This is a genomic window from Pseudomonas sp. ArH3a (assembly GCF_022648765.1).
Lineage (GTDB): Bacteria > Pseudomonadota > Gammaproteobacteria > Pseudomonadales > Pseudomonadaceae > Aquipseudomonas.
On record NZ_CP080330.1, the window covers coordinates 237,499 to 253,392 of the forward strand.

The 15,894-nt window shown below is 56.7% G+C and carries 17 protein-coding genes; all 17 read right to left on the minus strand.

All coding sequences use genetic code 11. The annotated features are described in order from the left end of the window. Nucleotides 1–79: 79 nt before the first annotated feature. The 17 genes from K0P33_RS01090 to rnpA all read right to left on the minus strand — a co-directional run bounded on the left by K0P33_RS01090 (nt 80) and on the right by rnpA (nt 15,892). On the minus strand, nt 80–496 hold the full coding sequence (locus K0P33_RS01090; RefSeq protein ID WP_094949085.1) for a F0F1 ATP synthase subunit epsilon: 417 nt from the start codon (nt 494–496) through the stop codon (nt 80–82). Between the two features lie 44 nt (nt 497–540). After that, nucleotides 541–1,920, minus strand: a complete 1,380-nt coding sequence (atpD, locus tag K0P33_RS01095) for a F0F1 ATP synthase subunit beta (RefSeq protein WP_083356001.1) — start codon at nt 1,918–1,920, stop codon at nt 541–543. Between the two features lie 27 nt (nt 1,921–1,947). Further along, nucleotides 1,948–2,808, minus strand: coding sequence for a F0F1 ATP synthase subunit gamma (gene atpG / locus K0P33_RS01100; protein WP_083356000.1), 861 nt, complete (start codon nt 2,806–2,808; stop codon nt 1,948–1,950). Between the two features lie 50 nt (nt 2,809–2,858). Next, nucleotides 2,859–4,403, minus strand: coding sequence for a F0F1 ATP synthase subunit alpha (gene atpA, locus K0P33_RS01105; protein ID WP_094949086.1), 1,545 nt, complete (start codon nt 4,401–4,403; stop codon nt 2,859–2,861). A gap of 21 nt (nt 4,404–4,424) precedes the next feature. After that, nucleotides 4,425–4,961 (minus strand): F0F1 ATP synthase subunit delta, encoded by a 537-nt coding sequence (locus K0P33_RS01110; protein WP_003213551.1) that lies wholly within the window; start codon nt 4,959–4,961, stop codon nt 4,425–4,427. A 12-nt stretch (nt 4,962–4,973) separates the two neighbouring features. Next, nucleotides 4,974–5,444 carry a F0F1 ATP synthase subunit B gene (locus K0P33_RS01115; RefSeq protein WP_017135122.1) on the minus strand — a complete coding sequence of 157 codons (471 nt, stop codon included), beginning with the start codon at nt 5,442–5,444 and terminating at the stop codon, nt 4,974–4,976. A 56-nt stretch (nt 5,445–5,500) separates the two neighbouring features. Further along, on the minus strand, nt 5,501–5,758 hold the full coding sequence (gene atpE / locus K0P33_RS01120) for a F0F1 ATP synthase subunit C (RefSeq protein ID WP_002555987.1): 258 nt from the start codon (nt 5,756–5,758) through the stop codon (nt 5,501–5,503). Between the two features lie 133 nt (nt 5,759–5,891). Continuing rightward, nucleotides 5,892–6,761: a F0F1 ATP synthase subunit A gene (atpB, locus tag K0P33_RS01125; protein ID WP_017736231.1), complete on the minus strand. Its 870-nt coding sequence runs from the start codon at nt 6,759–6,761 to the stop codon at nt 5,892–5,894. A 16-nt stretch (nt 6,762–6,777) separates the two neighbouring features. Next, nucleotides 6,778–7,185 (minus strand): F0F1 ATP synthase subunit I, encoded by a 408-nt coding sequence (locus K0P33_RS01130; RefSeq protein WP_010565865.1) that lies wholly within the window; start codon nt 7,183–7,185, stop codon nt 6,778–6,780. Nucleotides 7,186–7,333: 148 nt separating this feature from the next. Further along, the gene (locus K0P33_RS01135) at nt 7,334–8,206 is read right to left on the minus strand and encodes a ParB/RepB/Spo0J family partition protein (RefSeq protein ID WP_094949087.1); all 873 of its coding nucleotides are present in this window, start codon (nt 8,204–8,206) and stop codon (nt 7,334–7,336) included. 9 nt (nt 8,207–8,215) lie between these two features. After that, nucleotides 8,216–9,013, minus strand: coding sequence for a ParA family protein (locus tag K0P33_RS01140; RefSeq protein WP_094949088.1), 798 nt, complete (start codon nt 9,011–9,013; stop codon nt 8,216–8,218). Nucleotides 9,014–9,031: 18 nt separating this feature from the next. Further along, nucleotides 9,032–9,676 (minus strand): 16S rRNA (guanine(527)-N(7))-methyltransferase RsmG, encoded by a 645-nt coding sequence (gene rsmG / locus K0P33_RS01145; protein WP_242153660.1) that lies wholly within the window; start codon nt 9,674–9,676, stop codon nt 9,032–9,034. Further along, on the minus strand, nt 9,673–11,565 hold the full coding sequence (mnmG, locus tag K0P33_RS01150) for a tRNA uridine-5-carboxymethylaminomethyl(34) synthesis enzyme MnmG (protein ID WP_094949098.1): 1,893 nt from the start codon (nt 11,563–11,565) through the stop codon (nt 9,673–9,675). Before mnmG ends, rsmG begins: the two co-directional genes overlap by 4 nt. A 552-nt stretch (nt 11,566–12,117) precedes the next feature. Further along, complete coding sequence (mnmE, locus tag K0P33_RS01155) at nt 12,118–13,488, minus strand: tRNA uridine-5-carboxymethylaminomethyl(34) synthesis GTPase MnmE (protein ID WP_094949090.1); 1,371 nt, start codon at nt 13,486–13,488, stop codon at nt 12,118–12,120. A 79-nt stretch (nt 13,489–13,567) separates the two neighbouring features. Beyond that, a complete protein-coding gene (gene yidC / locus K0P33_RS01160) occupies nt 13,568–15,247 on the minus strand; it encodes a membrane protein insertase YidC (protein ID WP_094949091.1) in 1,680 nt (559 codons plus the stop codon). A 2-nt stretch (nt 15,248–15,249) separates the two neighbouring features. After that, entirely contained in the window at nt 15,250–15,495 is a 246-nt protein-coding gene (gene yidD / locus K0P33_RS01165) for a membrane protein insertion efficiency factor YidD (RefSeq protein ID WP_083355989.1), read from the minus strand. Continuing rightward, nucleotides 15,488–15,892, minus strand: a complete 405-nt coding sequence (gene rnpA, locus K0P33_RS01170) for a ribonuclease P protein component (protein WP_218193654.1) — start codon at nt 15,890–15,892, stop codon at nt 15,488–15,490. The genes yidD and rnpA overlap by 8 nt, the downstream gene beginning before the upstream one ends. Nucleotides 15,893–15,894: the final 2 nt, after the last annotated feature.

Sequence of the window (15,894 nt, forward strand, 5' to 3'; positions counted from 1 at the left end):
GTGTTTTGCTAAAAAAGAAAAAGGGTAGCCGAGGCTACCCTTTTTAATCAATCGCGCATAAGCATGACGGCGTGGCCGCTTACTTCTTGCGCAACTGCTGGAGCGTGCGCAGCTGAGCTGCAGCCTCGGCCAGACGTACAGCAGCAGCGCTGTAGTCGAAGTCCGCGCCCTTTTCGTTCAGGGCCTTCTCGGCAGCCTTGACGGCTTCCTGAGCGGAGGCTTCATCCAGGTCGCCAGCACGTTGCACGGTGTCGGCAAGTACCTTGACCATGTTCGGCTGAACCTCGAGGAAACCACCAGAGATGTAAAACACCTCACGTTCCCCGCCTTGCTTGGTCAGAGTGATCGGACCTGGCTTCAAGCTGGTGATCAGCGGAGCATGACCCATGGCGATACCAAGATCGCCGAGGTCGCCGTGCGCTGTTACAAACTCTACCAGACCGGAGAAAATTTCCCCTTCCGCGCTGACGATATCGCAATGGACTGTCATAGCCATCTGATTGCCTCAACCTGATGAGCGCCCGTTGCCGGGCGCCGGGATTACAGTTTCTTGGCTTTCTCGATCGCTTCTTCGATGCCGCCGACCATGTAGAACGCTTGTTCTGGCAGGTGGTCGTAGTCACCGTTGAGGATGCCTTTGAAGCCAGCAATGGTGTCTTTCAGGGAAACGTATTTACCCGAGGCACCGGTGAAGACTTCAGCCACGAAGAACGGCTGCGACAAGAAGCGCTGGATCTTACGAGCGCGGGATACCAACTGCTTGTCGGTTTCCGACAGCTCGTCCATACCCAGGATCGCAATGATGTCCTTCAGTTCTTTGTAACGCTGCAGCACGTACTGAACGCCGCGAGCGGTGTCGTAGTGCTCCTGGCCGATCACGTTCGGGTCCAGCTGGCGCGAAGTCGAGTCGAGTGGATCAACCGCTGGGTAGATACCCAGGGAAGCGATGTCACGGGACAGAACGACGGTGGCGTCCAAGTGGGCGAAGGTGGTCGCAGGCGATGGGTCAGTCAAGTCATCCGCAGGTACGTATACCGCTTGGATCGAGGTGATCGAACCTTCTTTGGTCGAAGTGATACGTTCTTGCAGAACGCCCATCTCTTCAGCCAGGGTCGGCTGGTAACCTACTGCCGAAGGCATACGGCCCAGCAGTGCGGATACTTCAGTACCGGCCAAGGTGTAACGGTAGATGTTGTCGACGAACAGCAGAACGTCGTTACCTTCGTCACGGAACTTCTCGGCCATGGTCAGGCCAGTCAGTGCTACGCGCAGACGGTTACCCGGCGGCTCGTTCATCTGACCGTAAACCAGTGCCACTTTGTCCAGAACGTTGGAGTCCTTCATCTCGTGGTAGAAGTCATTACCCTCACGAGTACGCTCACCCACACCGGCGAACACGGAATAACCGCTGTGCTCGATGGCGATGTTACGGATCAGTTCCATCATGTTTACGGTTTTGCCTACACCGGCACCACCGAACAGACCGACTTTACCGCCTTTGGCGAACGGGCAAACCAAGTCGATAACCTTGATGCCGGTTTCCAGCAGATCGTTGCCACCAGCCTGTTCGGCGAACGAAGGTGCTGGGCGGTGAATGCCCCAGCGCTCTTCGGTGTCGATTGGGCCAGCTTCGTCGATTGGGTTACCGAGTACGTCCATGATCCGGCCCAGGGTCGCTTTACCGACCGGTACGGAGATGGCAGCGCCAGTGTCCAGAACATCCAGACCGCGCTTCAAGCCTTCGGTGGAACCCATTGCAATGGTACGAACCACGCCGTCGCCCAGCTGCTGCTGAACTTCCAGAGTGGTGCCTGCATCGCTTTGTACTTTCAAAGCGTTGTAGATGCTCGGTACGCTGTCGCGTGGAAATTCCACGTCGATGACGGCGCCGATGATTTGAACGATACGTCCGCTACTCATAGCTGGATCCTCTGAATATTTGAACCGTTAAACCGCGGCAGCGCCGCCGACGATTTCCGAGATCTCTTGGGTGATCGCAGCCTGACGCGCCTTGTTGTAGATCAGCTGCAAATCGCTGATCAGATCACCGGCGTTATCGGTAGCGTTTTTCATCGCGATCATCCGCGCCGCTTGTTCAGCTGCGTTGTTCTCGACCACCGCCTGGTACACCTGCGACTCCACGTAGCGCACCATCAAGCCATCAAGCAGCTCTTTGGCGTCTGGTTCGTAGAGGTAGTCCCAGTGGTGCTTGAGTTCCTGATCCGGAGTCGCCACCAGTGGAATCAATTGCTCCACGGTTGGCTGCTGGGTCATGGTGTTGATGAACTTGTTGGATACCACGGACAGGCGGTCAATCCGGCCTTCCAGGTACGCATCCAGCATCACCTTCACACTGCCGATCAAATCATTGATCGACGGCTCTTCACCCAGGTGGCTGATAGCTGCAACGACGTTACCGCCGAAGTTACGGAAAAAGGCCGCACCCTTGCTACCAACAACACACAGATCGATCTCGACGCCGTTTTCGCGGTTTACCGCCATGTCCTTGACCAGGGCCTTGAACAGGTTGGTATTCAGACCACCGCACAAACCACGGTCACTGCTCACTACCACATAACCCACACGCTTAACGTCGCGGTCGATCATGAACGGGTGGCGGTATTCCGGGTTGGCGTTGGCCAAATGCCCAATTACCTGGCGGATACGATCCGCATAAGGACGGCTAGCAGCCATGCGCATTTGTGCCTTGCGCATTTTGCTGACCGCCACTTTTTCCATGGCGCTGGTAATCTTTTGCGTGCTTTTGATGCTCGCAATCTTACTGCGAATCTCTTTTGCGCCTGCCATGTAACACCTATCAGGTTAGCAAGCGGGAGCCTTGCGGCTCCCGCTGCGGCTTACCAGGTTTGGGTGGCCTTGAACTTCTCGATACCGGCTTTCATGCCAGCATCGATATCGTCATTGAAGTCACCCTTCACGTTGATCTTCGCCATCAATTCGGCGTGATCGCGGTTGAAGTAAGCAATCAGCGCTTGTTCAAAGCTGCCGACCTTGGTGATTTCAACGTCGGTCAGGAACCCACGCTCAGCGGCATACAGCGACAACGCCATGTCAGCGATCGACATTGGGGCGTATTGCTTCTGCTTCATCAGCTCGGTAACGCGCTGACCATGCTCAAGTTGCTTACGGGTCGCTTCGTCCAGGTCAGAAGCGAACTGGGCGAATGCCGCCAGTTCACGGTACTGAGCCAGAGCGGTACGGATACCACCGGAGAGCTTCTTGATGATCTTGGTCTGAGCGGCACCACCCACACGGGATACCGAAACACCGGCGTTCACTGCAGGACGGATCCCGGAGTTAAACATGGCCGATTCCAGGAAGATCTGACCGTCGGTGATGGAAATCACGTTGGTCGGAACGAACGCGGAAACGTCGCCAGCCTGGGTTTCGATGATCGGCAGTGCGGTCAGGGAACCGGTTTTGCCGGTCACTGCGCCGTTGGTGAACTTCTCTACGTACTCTTCGGATACGCGGGATGCGCGCTCCAGCAGACGGGAGTGGAGATAGAACACGTCGCCTGGGTAAGCTTCACGGCCTGGTGGACGGCGCAGCAGCAGGGAAATCTGGCGGTAAGCCACTGCTTGCTTGGACAGATCGTCATAAACGATCAGCGCGTCTTCACCGCGGTCGCGGAAGAATTCACCCATGGTGCAACCGGAGTACGGTGCCAGGAATTGCAGCGCAGGAGATTCCGAAGCACTGGCAGCCACGATGATCGTGTTGGCCAGGGCGCCGTTTTCTTCCAGCTTGCGAACCACGTTGGCGATGGTCGATTGTTTCTGACCGATTGCAACGTAGACGCAGAAAATGCCGCTGTTCTTCTGGTTGATGATCGCGTCGATCGCCAGAGCGGTTTTACCGATCTGACGGTCACCGATGATCAGCTCACGCTGGCCACGGCCGACTGGGATCATGGCATCGACAGCCTTGTAGCCAGTCTGTACAGGCTGGTCTACCGACTTACGCCAGATCACGCCTGGAGCAACTTTCTCGACCGCATCGGTCTCGGTGTTGTTCAGCGGACCTTTGCCGTCAACTGGGTTACCCAGTGCGTCGACTACGCGGCCCAGCAGTTCCTTACCAACCGGAACCTCCAGGATGCGGCCGGTGCACTTGGCGCTCATGCCTTCAGCCAGACTGGTGTACGCGCCCAATACAACGGCACCTACGGAGTCTTGCTCCAGGTTGAGAGCCATACCGTAGACGCCGCCCGGAAACTCGATCATCTCGCCGTACATTACGTCGGCCAGACCGTGAATCCGCACGATGCCGTCAGATACGCTGACGACAGTGCCTTCGTTACGGGCTTGGGAGGTCACATCGAGCTTGTCGATGCGGCCCTTGATAATTTCACTTATTTCGGAAGGATTGAGTTGCTGCATTGCTCTGCTGCCCCTTCAAACTCAAGATTTCAATGCTTCGGCAAGATTCGCGAGTTTGCCGCGAATCGAGCCATCGATAACCAGGTCGCCGGCGCGAATGATGACACCACCAATCAGGGTGGCATCCTCCGCAACTTGCAGGCGCACTTCCCGGTCGAGTCGTGCACTGAGAACCTTGGCGAGTTTGTCTTGCTGTTCTTGGTTCAATGCGAAAGCACTGGTCACTTCAACGTCTACCGACTTCTCTTGCTCGGCCTTGTACAGGTCGAACAGAGCGGCGATCTCCGGCAAAAGCGGGAGACGGTCGTTTTCGGCAACGACGTGGATGAAGTTCTGCACTTTCACATCAAACTTGTCGCCGCACACGTCAATAAACGTGGCGGCCTTGTCTGCGCTCGTCAGTCGCGGGGCCTTGAGCACGCGCTGCATGGTGTCGTCTTGCGACACTGCTGCAGCCAGGCCGAGCATGGCTGACCAAGAGGCCAGCTGCTGGTGGGCCTGGGCGTGCTCGAAGGCTGCCTTAGCGTAAGGTCGGGCCAACGTGGTCAATTCTGCCATGATCGCCCTCGCTTAAATTTCAGCAGCCAGTTTGTTTACCAGCTCCGCGTGCGCGTTTTGATCGATTGTGGCACCCAGGATCTTCTCAGCACCGCCGACGGCCAGAGCACCCAGTTGGGCACGCAGCGCATCTTTGACACTGTTCAGTTCCTGCTCGATCTCGGCCTGAGCCTGAACCTTCACACGGTCAGCGTCGATACGGGCTTTTTCAACAGCCTCTTCAACGATCTGATTACCGCGTTTCTTGGCTTGCTCAATGATTTCAGCTGCCTGTGCCTTAGCATCGCGCAGTTGATGGCCCGCTTTCTCTTGGGCCAACTCCAGGTCGCGAGCTGCACGGGTGGCAGCGTCCAGTCCATCCGCGATCTTCTTTTGACGTTCATGCAAAGCTGCGATGACCGGAGGCCATACGAACTTCATGCAGAAAACGACAAAAATCAAGAACGCTAAGGACTGACCAATAATGGTTGCATTAATGTTCACGCCAATACCTCGCTCGTTCGTTGCACAACACACCAATCACTCGAAAAAACGAGTGATTAACCGGCGAGTTGACCAACGAAGGGGTTCGCGAAGGTGAAGAACAGAGCGATACCAACACCGATCATGGTCACGGCGTCGAGCAGGCCGGCAACGATGAACATTTTAACTTGCAGCATTGGCACCATTTCTGGCTGACGCGCTGCGCCTTCCAGGAACTTGCCGCCGAGCAGGCCGAAACCAATGGCAGTACCCAGGGCGCCCAGGCCGATCAACAGTGCAACAGCGATAGCGGTTAGACCAACTACAGTTTCCATCTTTCCTCCCGACTTTTACGTCGTATGGTTTAGGTTTTTTAGATTTTAAAGCGGTAAAACAAATCGTTTCATAGCCCTGTTGGGCCACCTTCCCGTGTTACCGGGAAGGACATCAGACTAGTCGAGACTGGTCTTAATGGTTCTCTTCGTGCGCCATCGACAGGTAGACGATGGTCAGCATCATGAAGATGAAGGCCTGCAGGGTGATGATCAGGATGTGGAACACAGCCCACGCCCACTGCAGAACAATGCCCAGGCCGCTAAGCCAGAGCAGGCCGCTGCCGAACATCACAGCGATCAGAATGAACACCAGCTCGCCGGCATACATGTTGCCGAACAGTCGCAGGGCCAGGGAAATTGGCTTGGCGATCAGGGTCACGAATTCCAGCAGGAAGTTCACCGGGATCAGCAGGGCTTGAACAAAGATGTTCTTGCTGCCGAACGGGTGCAGGGTCAGTTCGCCGATGAAACCGCCGATGCCCTTGATCTTGATGCTGTAGAAAATGATCAACGCGAACACCGACAGGGCCATGCCCAGGGTAGCGTTCGGGTCAGTGGTCGATACGGCACGGAATGGAATGTGCGGGTCGCCGGAAATCGCCATGGCCAACTGAGGAATCCAGTCCACCGGGATCAGGTCGACGGCGTTCATCAGGAACACCCAGACGAAGATGGTCAGTGCCAGCGGCGCAATCACCGGGCTGCGGCCATGGAAGCTGTCTTTCACGCTGCCATCGACGAATTCGACCAATACTTCAACGAAGTTCTGCAAAGCACCTGGCTGACCGGAAGTCGCCTTCTTTGCCGCCATGCGGAAAATCAGGACGAAGATCAGACCCAATGCGACCGACCAGCCCAGAGTATCCAGGTGGAAAGCCCAGAAGCCCATTTCTTTGGCTTCTGCTGCGGAGTGGGCGAAGCCCCAGCCGCCGTTGGGAAGCTGACCGAAGGTCAGGTTCTGCAAGTGGTGCTGGATATAGCCCGAAGCGGTTGTTTCTGCCATGGTTGCCTCAAACGCCCTAAGGTTTCGAAAGTCTTGTTTTCATTAGCAGGGGAGCGAACCAGCTGACCAGTTGGGTCAACACGAAGACGCCGAATACAGCCAGCGGCGCCAATGGCTTCACACCTGCAAAGGTCAGTGCAAACAGCACTGCCGTCAAAATCAGTTTCCCTGCTTCGCCGGCATAAAAAGACCGGACTATAGCCTGGGCTGCTCGGGCGCCGGAAAACCGAAAGGCCCTATGAGCAAAATACATATTGGGCAGCAAGGCTATCAGGCCTCCGCAGAGTCCTGAATATCCGGCTACGACTCCATGCCAATACCAAAGCGCCAATGCGGCGATCAGCAAAATAACAAATTGAGCCAATAAAACCGGGAAAACGGCCAAGCGATGGAACGGCAACGTGTTTGGCGTGCGGGTTTCCATCACTCTTGCTCCTCAATGGTCGGCTGCCGAGAATCAATAACTTGGCATAATTTGTGCCGACAAAATGCGCGCAGAGTATAGGGGCGGTTCTGCCCCTATTCAACTGTCAGGTAGTGTTTTCCGATCACACGCTACATAAGCAAATGTTTCAGCGGATGTGGGCAAGGACGCCCTGAAGCTCATCGAGTGAGTTATATCCGATGACTAATTGCCCCTTGCCTTTCTTGCCGTGGCGAATTTGCACCGCAGAGCCCAGGCGCTCAGCCAGGCGCTGCTCGAGGCGCGCGATGTCCGGATCAGGTTTGGCGGTTTCGACCGGTGCAGGTTTACCGCTGAGCCATTGGCGAACTAAAGCCTCAGTCTGACGAACGGTAAGGCCTCGTGCGACAACGTGTCGCGCCCCTTCAACCTGTTGATTTTCCGGCAAACCGAGCAAAGCACGGGCATGACCCATTTCCAGGTCGCCATGGGACAGCATGGTCTTGATGACTTCCGGCAGCGCAATCAGGCGCAACAAGTTGGACACGGTCACGCGGGACTTGCCCACTGCATCCGCGACTTCCTGCTGAGTCAGTTTGAATTCCTGCTGCAAACGCTGCAGGGCGATCGCTTCCTCGATTGGATTGAGGTCTTCACGCTGGATGTTCTCGATCAACGCCATGGCGATGGCGGTTTCGTCCGGCACATCGCGCACCATCGCCGGGATGGTGTCCTTGCCGGCCTGTTGGCTGGCACGCCAGCGGCGTTCACCGGCGATGATTTCAAAGCGACCACCGCCAATCGGGCGGACCACGATCGGCTGCATCACGCCCTGGGCCTTGATCGAATTGGCCAGTTCTTCCAGCGCCTGGGGGTCCATGTCCCGGCGTGGCTGGTATTTGCCGCGCTGGATCAGGTCCAGCGGCAGGTGTTGCAGCTCGCGCTCGTCGGCCTGCACCGCTTGTTCTTCAAGCGAAGTGACAGTCGGACCACTCAGCAGTGCATCCAGTCCACGTCCGAGACCTCGTTTCTTGACGGCCATGGGGGTTCCTTAAGTTGGCTGGGCTGCAGCGGTGCGTGAGTTACGGCGTTGACGGCGAACCATCTCGCCAGCCAGCGCCAGGTAGGCAATGGCTCCACGCGATGATTTGTCGTACGCCAGCGCGGGCATGCCATAGCTTGGCGCTTCGGCCAAACGGATGTTGCGTGGGATTACGGTGTCGTAAAGCTGTTCGCCAAAGTGTTCCTTGAGCTGCGCCGACACATCGTTCATCAGGCTCAGGCGCGGGTCGTACATGGTCCGCAGCAGGCCTTCGATTTTCAGGTTGGGGTTGAGCAACTCAGCGATACGCTTGATGTTATCCACAAGGTCGCTCAAGCCTTCGAGCGCGAAGTACTCGCACTGCATGGGGATAATCACCCCATCTGCCGCGACCAAAGCGTTCAACGTGAGCATCGACAGCGACGGAGGGCAGTCGATCAAAATGTAATCGTAGTTCTCGCGGATCGGCGCCAGGGCGCTGCGCAGACGGCTTTCTTTCATCTGCATTTCCAGCAGCACCACTTCCGCCGCGGTCAAATCGCGGTTGGCCGGCAGCAGTTGATAACCGCCGTGCTCGGAGTAGTGCATGGCCTGGGCCAGGTCGCACTCGCCAATCAGCAAGTCATAGACCGAGTTTTCCAGGCCGTGTTTATCCACACCGCTACCCATGGTGGCGTTGCCCTGTGGATCGAGATCGATCAACAGCACCCGGCGCTTGGTCGCGACCAGGGATGCTGCGAGGTTGATGCAGGTGGTGGTTTTGCCCACGCCACCTTTCTGGTTCGCTATCGCGAATACCTTAGCCATTCTTGCTTGTGTTCCCAATCATGCCGTGCGGCGCAGTATCAGCAGATGGCGTTGGCCTTGGCAACCGGGTACGGCCAAGGCGTGTTCGCTATCGAGGTGGAAGTCTGCCGGCAATGCTAACAGCTCGTCGCTTGGATGAACGCCCTTCATTGCCAGCCAACGGGTGTCGCGGTCGCCTAAGTGGCGGGTCCAGTTGCTGAAGTTCTCCATGCTGCTGAATGCCCGGGAAACAATTCCGTTGAAGGGCTGCTGCGGCGTGAAGGCTTCGACGCGACTGTGGATAATTTGAAGGTTATCCAGCTTGAGTTCGAGTTTGACCTGGGTCAGGAAGCGGGTTTTCTTGCCGTTGCTGTCCAGGCACGTGACTTGCGACTCTGGAAACAGGATGGCCAACGGGATGCCAGGCATGCCGCCGCCACTGCCAACGTCCAGCCAGCGGCCGTTTTCGATAAACGGCATCACGCTCAGGCTGTCGAGCAAATGACGCGAGACCATTTCGTTCGGGTCGCGCACCGCCGTCAGGTTGTAAGCCTTGTTCCATTTGATCAACAGGGCCAGGTAGCCCAGCAGCAACTCATGCTGGGCATCGGTCAAGTGCACACCCAACTGGCGTGCACCTGTGGATAACTCTTCGGCGTGTTGCGAGGTGACCAACGAACTCAAGCGCTTTGCTCCAACTGACGGCCCGCGCCGCGTTTTTTCAAATGAATCATCAACAGCGAAATGGCTGCCGGGGTGACGCCGGGAATACGTGAAGCCTGGCCGAGTGTCTCCGGCCGAGTTATCCCCAGCTTGCTTTGGATTTCTTTCGACAGCCCGGAAATCCCGGTGTAGTCGATATCCACAGGCAGCTTGGTGTCTTCACTGGCGCGCAGGCGAGCGATCTCATCCTGTTGGCGGTCAATGTAACCGGCGTATTTGGTCTTGATTTCAACTTGCTCGGCGACCTGTGGGTCTTCTGCGCCGTGGCCAGTCACTTCGACCAAACCAGCGTAGTCGATTTCCGGACGGGACAGCAGGTTTAGCAAGTTGTATTCGTGGGTCAGCGGCGTGCCGAATTTTTCGGCAATCGCGTCGCCCTGCTCGGTGCCCGGGCGAACCCAGGTACTTTTCAGGCGCTGCTCTTCCAGCGTGATGCTTTCGCGTTTTTTGCAGAAAGCGGCCCAGCGTGCGTCATCGACCAAGCCCAACTCGCGACCTTTTTCGGTCAGGCGTAGGTCGGCGTTGTCTTCACGCAGGATCAGGCGATATTCCGCCCGGGAGGTGAACATCCGGTACGGTTCCTGGGTGCCCAGGGTAATCAGGTCGTCAACCAACACGCCGATGTACGCCTCATCGCGACGCGGGCACCAGCTGTCTTTGCCCTGTGCACGCAGTGCCGCGTTGGTCCCGGCCAGCAAACCTTGGGCGCCGGCTTCTTCGTAACCGGTGGTGCCGTTGATTTGCCCAGCGAAGAACAGGCCGCCGATCACTTTGGTTTCCAGGCTGTACTTGAGGTCACGCGGGTCGAAGTAGTCGTACTCGATGGCGTAGCCAGGGCGAACGATGTGCGCGTTTTCCATACCGCGAATCGACTGCACGATCTGGATTTGCACGTCGAACGGCAGGGACGTGGAAATTCCGTTCGGGTACAGCTCGTGAGTGGTCAAGCCTTCGGGTTCGATGAAGACCTGGTGGCTTTCCTTGTCGGCAAAGCGGTGGATCTTGTCTTCAATCGATGGGCAGTAACGCGGGCCAATGCCTTCGATCACCCCGGAATACATCGGCGAACGGTCGAGGTTCGCGGCAATGATTTCGTGGGTTCGGGCGTTGGTGTGGGTAATCCAGCAGCTCACCTGTTTGGGGTGCTGCTCTTTGGAACCCATGAACGACATCACCGGGATCGGTGTATCGCCGGCTTGTTCGGTCATCACCGAGAAATCCACAGAACGCCCGTCGATACGCGGCGGGGTCCCGGTTTTCAGGCGGCCGACGCGCAGCGGCAATTCACGCAGGCGTTTTGCCAGGGCAATCGACGGCGGATCACCAGCGCGGCCACCGGAATAGTTCTGCATACCGATGTGGATAAGTCCGCCGAGGAACGTACCGGTGGTCAACACCACGGATTCTGCGAGAAAACGCAGGCCCATTTGGGTGACTACACCGCGTACCTGATCCTGTTCGACGATCAGGTCATCCGCTGCTTGCTGAAATATCCACAGGTTCGGCTGGTTTTCCAGGGTTTCACGTACCGCGGCCTTGTAAAGGATGCGGTCTGCCTGTGCCCGAGTAGCCCGTACGGCCGGGCCTTTGCGGCTGTTGAGCACGCGAAATTGAATACCACCTTTGTCGGTAGCCGTGGCCATGACGCCGCCCAGGGCATCGATTTCCTTGACCAGGTGGCTTTTGCCGATCCCGCCAATGGCGGGGTTGCAACTCATGGCACCGAGGGTTTCCACGTTGTGCGTCAGCAACAGGGTTTTGACGCCCATGCGTGCTGAGGCCAGTGCTGCCTCGGTACCGGCATGACCGCCGCCGATGACGATCACTTCAAAACGGGAAGGGAAATCCACCACGCACCTCGTGCCTGCTTATGTAGGTAATTAGGAATTGATTGGTTGAGCTGGTTTTAGAGCAATGGCCGCAAGTATAGGGACTTAGCCCTTCCTAAAGAACCCTTTGCACAAAATTTAACCAGCTGTGGATGAATCACAGACAATAGAAATTAAAAGAGAGAACTTTATAAGCTCTTTGTTTTTATGTTTATTTCTACTGAGCCTACTTTCTGTGGATAGATCTCTACAGCCCTTTATTTACGTTGTGTACAGCGATTCAAAAGTCTGTGGTCATGTGCCAATAAGGCCCTTGGATAAGTGCTTTAAGCCTGTGGATTAAACAGGTGGTTATCCACAAGGGGGTTTTTACTCAGGTTTCAAGCCCTGTTATCAACTGGGCACAGGGGCGGTTATTCACAGGGCTTAATCCACAGAAAAGTGCTCACGCGACCAAATAACGCCCACGCAAAAACCGCCACAACCTGGGTGGTGAATCAGAAGATGCAATGGAATGCCCTCGAGCGGGCGAAACAGACAGGCGCGAATGGCCTGTCTGTGGACAACGAAGGGTTACTTACCGATACAGAAGCTGGAAAAGATCCGCCCCAGCAAATCATCTGAGCTGAATGCGCCAGTGATCTCACCCAACAGCTGCTGCGCCTGACGTAAATCCTCAGCCAGCAGCTCCCCTGCCCCCGCCAAGGTCAGCTGTGCCCGACCGTGCTCCAACGCCGCGCTGGCATGGCGTAGCGCCTCCAGGTGCCTGCGGCGTGCACTGAAGCTGCTTTCCGAGGTTTGCTCATAGCCCATGCAAGCCTTGAGGTGGTCGCGCAGCAATTCCAGACCATCGCCGGCCGACTTTGCACTCAGGCTGATGGTGACGTGGCCATCCTCGCTGGTTTCCATGGCGATGGCTTCACCCGTCAGGTCGGCCTTGTTACGGATCAACGTCACGTTGGCCGGGTCCGGCCGCTGCTCGAGGAATTCCGGCCACAAGGCAAAAGGATCCACAGCCTCTGGCGCCGTGGCATCCACCACCAGCAGCACCCGATCTGCTTCGCCAATGGCCTTGAGGGCGCGTTCTACCCCGATCTTTTCCACCTGGTCATCGGTGTCGCGCAAACCGGCAGTGTCGACCACGTGCAGCGGCATGCCGTCGATGTGGATATGTTCACGCAGAATATCCCGGGTGGTGCCCGCAATCTCGGTAACGATGGCCGCCTCGCGACCTGCCAGGGCATTCAGTAGGCTCGACTTGCCGGCATTCGGTCGGCCGGCAATCACCACCGTCATACCGTCACGCAGCAGGGCGCCCTGCCCGGCTTCGCGCAGCACTGTGGATAACTCATCACGGACTTTATCCAGCATCGCCAGCACATGCCCATCGGCGAGGAAGTCGATTTCTTCCTCCGGAAAATCAATCGCGGCCTCGACGTAGATACGCAAGCTGATCAATTGCTCGGTCAGGTTATGCACACGCAATGAAAAGGCGCCCTGCAATGAGCGCAAAGCGTTGCGGGCTGCCTGTGCAGAACTCGCTTCGATCAAGTCGGCAATGGCTTCAGCCTGAGCCAGGTCGAGTTTGTCATTCAGGAATGCACGCTCACTGAATTCTCCCGGACGCGCCAAGCGGCAACCCAACTGCAGGCAGCGCTGCAGCAACATATCCAGCACAACCGGGCCGCCGTGGCCCTGAAGTTCCAGCACATCTTCACCGGTGAACGAGTTGGGGCCTGGAAAATACAGCGCCAAGCCTTCATCCAACACCGTTTCATCGGCATCCAGAAAGGGGCCGTAATGCGCGTATCGGGGTTTCAACTCGCGGCCGCTGATGGCCTGGGCTGCCACGCTGGCCAGCGGCCCGGAAATTCGAACGATACCTACACCGCCGCGACCTTGAGCGGTAGCGACAGCAGCGATGGTTTCACGAGGAGCGCTCATCAGCAGGTTCCAGAATAAAAGTGACGGAAAGCAAAACGCCCCACTAGGGGGCGTTTTGAGTGGTTATCCACAGAGTAAACTACGCCGCAGCTTTGGTAGCCGCTTCGATTTTACGCGTGATATACCACTGTTGAGAGATCGACAACACGTTGTTGACCACCCAGTACAGCACCAGACCGGCTGGGAACCACAGGAAGAAGAAGGTGAAGATGATTGGCATCATTTTCATTACCTTGGCCTGCATCGGATCCGGCGGAGTCGGGTTCAAGCGCTGCTGGATGAACATGGTCGCGCCCATGATGATCGGCAGGATAAAGAACGGGTCTTTGATCGACAGGTCAGTTATCCACAGCATGAACGGAGCCTGGCGCATTTCCACGCTTTCCAGGAGAACCCAGTACAGCGACAGGAACACGGGCATCTGTACCAGAATCGGCAAGCATCCACCCAGCGGGTTGATCTTCTCTTTCTTGTACAGCTCCATCATGGCCTGCGACATTTTCTGCCGGTCATCACCATGTTGCTCTTTCAGAGCGGCCAGTTTCGGCGCCACAGCACGCATGCGCGCCATCGACTTGTAGCTGGCTGCCGACAGAGGGAAGAAGATCCCTTTGATCAGCATGGTCAGGAAGATGATCGAGAAACCCCAGTTACCGACGATGCTGTGGATATGTTGCAGCAGCCAGAAGATCGGCTGGGCAATGAACCACAGAATGCCGTAATCCACAGTCAGTTCGAGGCCTGGGGACAACTCTTTCAGTACAGCCTGGCTTTTCGGGCCGGCATACAGCGTGGCGCTGGTTTCAGCCTTGGCACCTGGCGCGACGGTCAACGCCGGGCCAGTAAAACCAATGATGTAGTTGCCTTGGCTGTCTTTGCGGGTTTGAACCAGGTTGGCTTCACCCTTGTTCGGGATCCATGCGGTCACGAAGTAGTGTTGCAACCAGGCAACCCAGCCGCCTTGTACAGTCTCTTTCAGCGAGCCCTTGTCGATATCTTTCATCGACACTTTTTTGTACGGCTCGCCACTTGTCCACAGGGCTGCGCCCAGGTAAGTCGCGGTGCCGGTGGCGGTGCTGGAAGAAGGATCGGCACTGTTGTCACGCTTGAGCTGGGCAAACAGGTTGCCCGTCCACGGTTTGGCGCTTTCGTTGTCGATCAGGTAAGTGACCTTCAAATCGTACAAACCACGGGTGAAGCTGAAACGTTTGATGTAGTTGACGCCGTCCTGACTGAATTTCAGGTCAACATTCAGCTGGTTCTGGCCATCAGCCAGTTGATAAGTCTTCTGTTCGGTCGAATAAACCGGACGACCGGTAGCACGAGCATCCGGACCGTCAGTGCCGGTCAGGCCACTTTGTGCCAGATAAGTACGTTCACCACCGTTGTCGAACAGTTGGAACGGTACATCTGGATGGTCTTGACGACGTGGATACAGCGGCAGTTTCAACTGCGCGATATCACCACCTTGTGGGTCGATAGCCAGGTCGAGCACATCCGTTTTCACGTGGATGAGGTCTTTGTTGGTGACCACTGGCGTTTCTAGAGGGGCGCTTGTCTCGCCATTCGCGCTGGGAACATCGGCACTCGCGGACGCATTGTTACCCAGCGGGGTGTCCGGAATAGCCGGCGCAGCCTGATTGGTAGCAACATTCTGAGTCGGCAGGGCAGCTTGGCCGTAGTCCTGGTTCCACTTAAGAACCATGACGTAGGACACGATTGCCAGGGCGACGATCAGGATCGTGCGTTTAATATCCATGATTACTCGGCCATCGAAGAAGAACGGGAGGTAGGGATAGGCGGAACCGGGTCATAACCACCGGGATTCCACGGATGACAGCGGCCTAAACGACGAAAGGCCAGCCAGCCACCGCGCAGAAGACCATGATTTTCTATGGCCTCTAACGCGTAGCAGGAACAACTGGGGTAGAAACGACAGTGGTCAGCCATCAGAGGACTAATGGCATAGCGGTAAAACTGGATCGGAACGAGGGCCAGTTTACGCATTGGTGCTGTCTACCCCTACAGTTTCGGTGCTGACTGCTGGTGCTGGCTTGTTGGTACGCGCCAAACGTTTCCAGAGCTTGCCGAAATGCTGAATCAATTCGGGGTTTTCTACGTCCCCCAAGCCTTTGCGCGCGACGATAACAATATCCCAACCAATCAGAGTTTCCTGGTGGAGGCGAAACGATTCGCGCATCAGACGCTTGAGGCGATTGCGCTCAACGGAGAGCTTTACGCTCTTCTTGCCGATCACCAACCCGAGACGGGGGTGATCCAGATCGTTGTTACGCGCAAGGAGCAGGAGATTTTTCCCCGGAACCTTGCCGGTGGGGGAGTCAAAGACTGCCTTGAAATGCCGGGGGGTTAGCAGACGCTTTTCCCGACTGAAGTCCTGACTCACCA